The organism is Anaerobacillus sp. 1_MG-2023, from assembly GCF_030547345.1.
Taxonomy (GTDB): Bacteria; Bacillota; Bacilli; order Bacillales; family Guptibacillaceae; genus Guptibacillus; species Guptibacillus hwajinpoensis_B.
In genome coordinates, this window is the sequence record NZ_JAUORD010000027.1 from 1 (window position 1) to 5,208 (window position 5,208).

The following is a 5,208-nucleotide window of genomic DNA, read 5'->3' on the forward strand; positions in this document are numbered from 1 at the left end:
TCCTTGACCATGTCGTACAAATATTAGTTCCATAATTCCCTCCCTAAACTTATTATTTACTCTTTAATCGCTCCGAGATTACAGAACAATACATATGCCATAAACTACTACTCTTATCACAGTTATGCTCCGATTTAGAAGAACTATCCTCAATTTATAGTTATTTATCGTCTTTTTTCCCAATGAATAGGGTCCTTGTATAGAGCAAAAAAACATCTTTTTAGAAATAATATTCTTATCAACCATAATTCACATAACTTCCAGTGATAATATCGACATACTTATAATTTCATTCTCTTATTATTTAAAATCTAATTACTTAAAATACCAATTAAAAGCATTTGTGTACAGTATTTTATCAGTAGCTTGTTCATCAAACAGCTGCAAAATCATTTTCATATCTCCAAATTCAAAAGGTCTTTTTGCTCTTGTAGAAGGTAAATCAGTTCCGAACATAAGAGAGTCTGGGTTAATATCATAAATTAATTTTAGTGCATTCTCTACATTCAATTCTACCCGACCAAAACCAGAGGCTTTAACTCGAACACCTTGCTCAACTAACTTTAATAAATGTGGCAATCCTTTCTCTGATAAACCTAAATGGTCAATGGATATAGCAGGTAATTTCTCAATAGTTTTTGCAATTTCAGGTAAATCTTGTGTATCAATATAAAGTTCACTATGCCACCCTGCTACTTCATAAACTCTTGCAGCAAAATATTCTAGCCTCGCTAAAGATTCTGAACCACCTCTTTTAACATTAAAGCGTAATCCTTTTATCCCTTTTTCATTTAACTTAAGTATCTCTTCGTCAGTCACTGTGAAGGGTAGTTGCGTTACGCCACAATATGTTGAACCCAATTGTTTGAGTGCGTTCAATAAATAATTTTGATCAAATCCTTGAAATGATCCAGATATAACAGCTCCACCTAATACATTTAATTCTGCAATTTCATGCTGGTAATCCCCTACAACATAACTAGGGGGAAGATACCCTTGGTTTTCGGTAATAGGAAAGTCATAATCAATAATATGGAAATGTGCATCAAACATTCTCATTTCGTCTCTCCTTTCTTATATATCATCCACGTGAATCGGCGACTATACTGAGTTAGACAAAACAATTGAGGACAGATTGACTTAGTTATAAAGCAGAGTCATGCGCGACGACGTCCTATCACTTCCAGGGTACGCCTTCAATACGAGGAGAAAGGTCGTATCGAAGGACATTGAACTAGAATGAAATATCAGGTGAATTTTTACATATTTTTTCGTATCTTTAATATTTTCAACTGCCTTAAAGCAGAGAAAAAGGTCTTAATCTGCTCTGTTTTACGTTATAATTTGCACCACTTTTACCTTTTGGATATGATTGTCTAAAGGTTTGCTTTTTTGATACAAAACTGGCAGAGAGGTGTATTTATGGAAAATCAAAAAAATTACAATCAACAGATGAATATTAAATTTGATTATCTAGAAAAAATAACTATTAAAGATATCGTTCGCGATAATACACACAGTTGGTTTAATCAATCACTATGTGAAGTAAATTCATCTGTTTTGAGACTCGGAATCTTCGAAGGCGAATACCATATGCATAAACACGAGGATGATGATGAAGTCTTTTTTGTTTTAGAAGGAGACATGATTTTGGAAACAGAAAATGGCAACTTTGAGCTGGGGCAATACGAAGGAACCTGTGTACCCAAAGGAACAATGCATAGGCCAGTGGTACCGAAAGGCAAGGCTATAGTTCTGATGATTGAAAACAAAGGCATAGACCCTATTGGTACAGTCTAGTCGGCAAAATGATACCTGCTACCAGAATTATTCTAACTTTTACTATTAGTTCAGCATAACATGTTACTTACCATAAGTACTCTAAAGTTTATTAAAATGAATAAGGTCAAAGCTGCGGATCAGTTATCTAATCTGCAGCTATTGTCTAATTTCAAAGAATCTACTAGTTGTTAAGGATAAGCTCCGAGATTGTAGAAGACTCGATTTCAAGATAGTATGACTAATTACGTGAAATTGACAACTCCCATCCTTCAGATATAGAATTACAACAATAATTAAGAAGTACATAGGAGGGTCTTAATGGACGGTAAATACTTTGAGAGTGAAATATTAAATGCGGTACGTAAGTCAGAAATTAATAAATACCTAGAGTTATCGAAATCTTATTCTTTATCCTATATCGAAAACATAAATAAGAGAAACGTTTATCCTACAAGCAAGGCCATCAGAGACCTTGATATTTTCGATGAAGGCCTGCCTCAAACACCTCAGACCACAGAAGAAATTATTGAATTATTGAATACATATGGCTCTCCAGCTACAGTCGCCCAAACAGGTGGACGTTATTTTGGTTTCGTGAACGGTGGAATTCTCCCAGCCTCTTTATCCGCTCGATGGTTATCTGATACATGGGATCAAAATACAGCTTTAAGTATTATGTCTCCTATTGCTTCTAAACTTGAAGAAGTCGTTGAACAGTGGATAATAGATTTACTTCAGCTCCCTCCAACAACAGGTGTAGGATTGTTAACTGGAAGTTCGACTGCAACTTTATGCGGGGTGATCGCCGGGAGAAATCATCTACTTAAAAATAATGGCCTTGATATTACAAAAACAGGAATCCAATCATCAGATGATATAAAAGTTGTAATAAGTGAAGAAGCCCATGCTTCTGTATTTAAAGCTTTGAGAATGATAGGTATAGGATCAGATACTGTCGCTAAAATCCCAGCTGATAGCCAAGGAAGACTATTAGTTTCCAATCTACCTGAAATTGACAACAAAACTTTAATAATCTTGCAGGCAGGTAATTTAAATACAGGTGCTTATGAGGACTTTCAATCTATATGCACGTCAGCGAACCAAAAAGGAGCTTGGGTGCACGTTGATGGAGCATTTGGTTTATGGGCCGCAGCGTCTGAAAATCTCTCTCATTTAACGAAGGGAATGGAGTTAGCCGATTCTTGGTCTGCCGATGCTCATAAAACCTTAAATGCCCCTTATGACAATGGAATGATTTTGTGTAAGCGTCGTGAAGATTTAATCAATGCTCTTCAAATGACTGGGCCATATATCATCAGTGCAAGCGAGAAAAGAGATGGAATGATGTACACACCTGATATGTCAAGGAGGGCAAGAGGTGTAGAACTTTGGGCAACCTTAAAATCACTTGGGTCTCAAGGTGTACAAGAATTAGTAGATGAGTTACACCATAAAGCTCTATATTTTGCAGATCAATTAAGAGCTAGGAACTTTGAAATTGTAAACGAGGTTGACTTTAACCAAGTGTTGGTTTACTTTAATGACGATGAGAAAACGGATAAATTATTAAAAGAAATCCAAGAGTCAGGGGTTTGCTGGATGGGAGGTTCACGGTGGTCTGAAAAAGCAGTCATAAGGATTAGTGTTTGTTCTTATAAAACTACATATCAAGACATAGACATCTCCGTAAATGAAATAGAAAGATTATCTAAGTCGATTAGTTAAAAGAATGCTGCTATTCATGATAATCAGAATAGGGAAGCTAAAGATATAATTAGCTTCCCTTTTTCAAAAAACTCCCTATATTTACTGCTTTCTAGAATGGTAAAGTAAAGGAGATTATTATTATTGAATGATCGCTCCGATTTAATGGAAGATAGATTTCAAATGAAATCAATCAACTAGCCCATTCGCTATGTATTTATGGTTTTCAACATCAGCATAAACAATCACGTTATTTGTGGATGATGTACTTTTTGTAGGAAATGCAATAGCATAAACTTCTTCTCCTACTTTTGGATTCACTTCATTTGGTTGATTAGCTAGCATACTGTCTGTTAAATTCACTTTTGATATAGTCCCGTCTTCCCAATTCCCATCAATGAAATCCTTTTGATCCGATGATAATTGCCCCCAAACAACCTTCCTTACATCTTCATCTACAGTCCCATACCAAGAACTATTTTGAATTGTTAATTCTTCTGTTACTTCATATTCCGCAACTTTTTCTGTCTTTTGGGATTGATCTCCTATTGTGAATGCAATAATCCAACTGTCACTCTTTTCAACTGATGTAAGATTAATATCTTTAGGATACTTACCAACTCTATCTTTAAAGTCGTTTTCGAATTCTTCAAGAGCAACCTGAGTAGCCTGACCTAATCGATCAGGTTGATAAAATTCGTATGCCGAAACCAAAATTCCAATTAAAATAACAATACCAACAATGAAACTTTTCTTTTTTTTGTTCAAAAGTAAAACTCCTCTCACTGACCAATGAAACTGACACAATTGAGTAACTCTCATTTTTTACATTTAAAGAACAATTGCACTTCTTCAAGAATCTTGAACAAACCTCTAATACCAATTATTTCAAACCCAGCTACATAACTCAATCTTTATTTCAAATTAAAAGGAGCCTATCTTATTACAGATTAACATATAACACTAATTTCTCCTCCAACACCCTAACCTCCAGTAAATAACCTTACAGACTATTTTACTAAAGTATTAGGTTAATAGAGCAAAAGTGTAAAATCTCATCAAGCGATTACTGTCAACTTTATTCTAGCGTTTACAACTTAGGATGCGCATTTGGAAACGCAGCATGTCGTCAGTTTTATAAGGTGAAATACATTCGACTGCCAGACTTACTAGACGAATTAGCCATCGCCAGAGGCGAAGGAGTTTATAGAAAGGTCATGGCAAAATATAAAAAAGTAAATCTACTTATATTAGACGAATGGCTTCTAACTCCGTTAAACGAAACAGAAGCGAGAGATCTTTTGGAAATTGTGGAAGCACGTCACCAACAAGGGTCTACTATTTTCTGTTCTCAATTTGATCCGCGAGGCTGGCATGAAAAGATAGGTGAAAGTACACTAGCTGATGCCATCCTAGATCGAATTGTTCACGATTCATATAGTATTGTCATTGACGGTGAAAAATCTATGAGAGAATGTTACGGTCTACAAAAATAGTATTATAGCCACTATCATTTATGATAGTGGCTCACTTATGGCACGAGTGGATCAATTTCTTGTCTTAAGTGGATCAAAAAGATGGCAGAGGTGGGTCTAACCCATGTCCTTCTTCAAGTTATCCAGCGGGCTAAAGAAAGAGGGTTAAAGGAGTTAGAGGATTCCATGAATAATCAGTGGCTTGGGACTTACTTGTTCCCTGAGAAACAAGCTATTGAAAAGGGAT

The 5,208-nt window shown here is 35.5% G+C and carries 4 protein-coding genes and 1 pseudogene; 3 read left to right on the forward strand and 2 right to left on the reverse strand.

The annotated features are described in order from the left end of the window. Positions 1 to 315 precede the first annotated feature (315 nt). The gene (locus Q4550_RS22975) at positions 316 to 1,059 is read right to left on the reverse strand and encodes an amidohydrolase family protein (protein ID WP_303536452.1); all 744 of its coding nucleotides are present in this window, start codon (positions 1,057 to 1,059) and stop codon (positions 316 to 318) included. Between the two features lie 363 nt (positions 1,060 to 1,422). Here Q4550_RS22975 and Q4550_RS22980 point away from each other — a divergent pair, with 363 nt between their 5' ends. Continuing rightward, positions 1,423 to 1,800 (forward strand): cupin domain-containing protein, encoded by a 378-nt coding sequence (locus Q4550_RS22980; RefSeq protein WP_303536455.1) that lies wholly within the window; start codon positions 1,423 to 1,425, stop codon positions 1,798 to 1,800. A gap of 300 nt (positions 1,801 to 2,100) precedes the next feature. Next, on the forward strand, positions 2,101 to 3,507 hold the full coding sequence (locus tag Q4550_RS22985; protein WP_303536457.1) for a pyridoxal phosphate-dependent decarboxylase family protein: 1,407 nt from the start codon (positions 2,101 to 2,103) through the stop codon (positions 3,505 to 3,507). A 168-nt stretch (positions 3,508 to 3,675) separates the two neighbouring features. Here the strand turns inward: Q4550_RS22985 and Q4550_RS22990 are convergent, their stop codons facing one another. Further along, positions 3,676 to 4,254: a hypothetical protein gene (locus Q4550_RS22990; RefSeq protein ID WP_303536459.1), complete on the reverse strand. Its 579-nt coding sequence runs from the start codon at positions 4,252 to 4,254 to the stop codon at positions 3,676 to 3,678. Positions 4,255 to 4,583: 329 nt separating this feature from the next. On the opposite strand from Q4550_RS22990, the pseudogene Q4550_RS22995 reads away from it, so the two are divergent. After that, positions 4,584 to 4,982, forward strand: a pseudogene (locus Q4550_RS22995) (ATP-binding protein); the annotation flags it as partial. Positions 4,983 to 5,208 lie beyond the last annotated feature (226 nt).

Excerpts from the sequence above, each read along its gene's own strand:
- Q4550_RS22975 (WP_303536452.1), bottom strand. The coding sequence starts at position 1,059 with ATGAGAATGTTTGATGCACATTTCCATATTATTGATTATGACTTTCCT.
- Q4550_RS22980 (WP_303536455.1), top strand. The coding sequence starts at position 1,423 with ATGGAAAATCAAAAAAATTACAATCAACAGATGAATATTAAATTTGAT.
- Q4550_RS22985 (WP_303536457.1), top strand. The coding sequence starts at position 2,101 with ATGGACGGTAAATACTTTGAGAGTGAAATATTAAATGCGGTACGTAAG.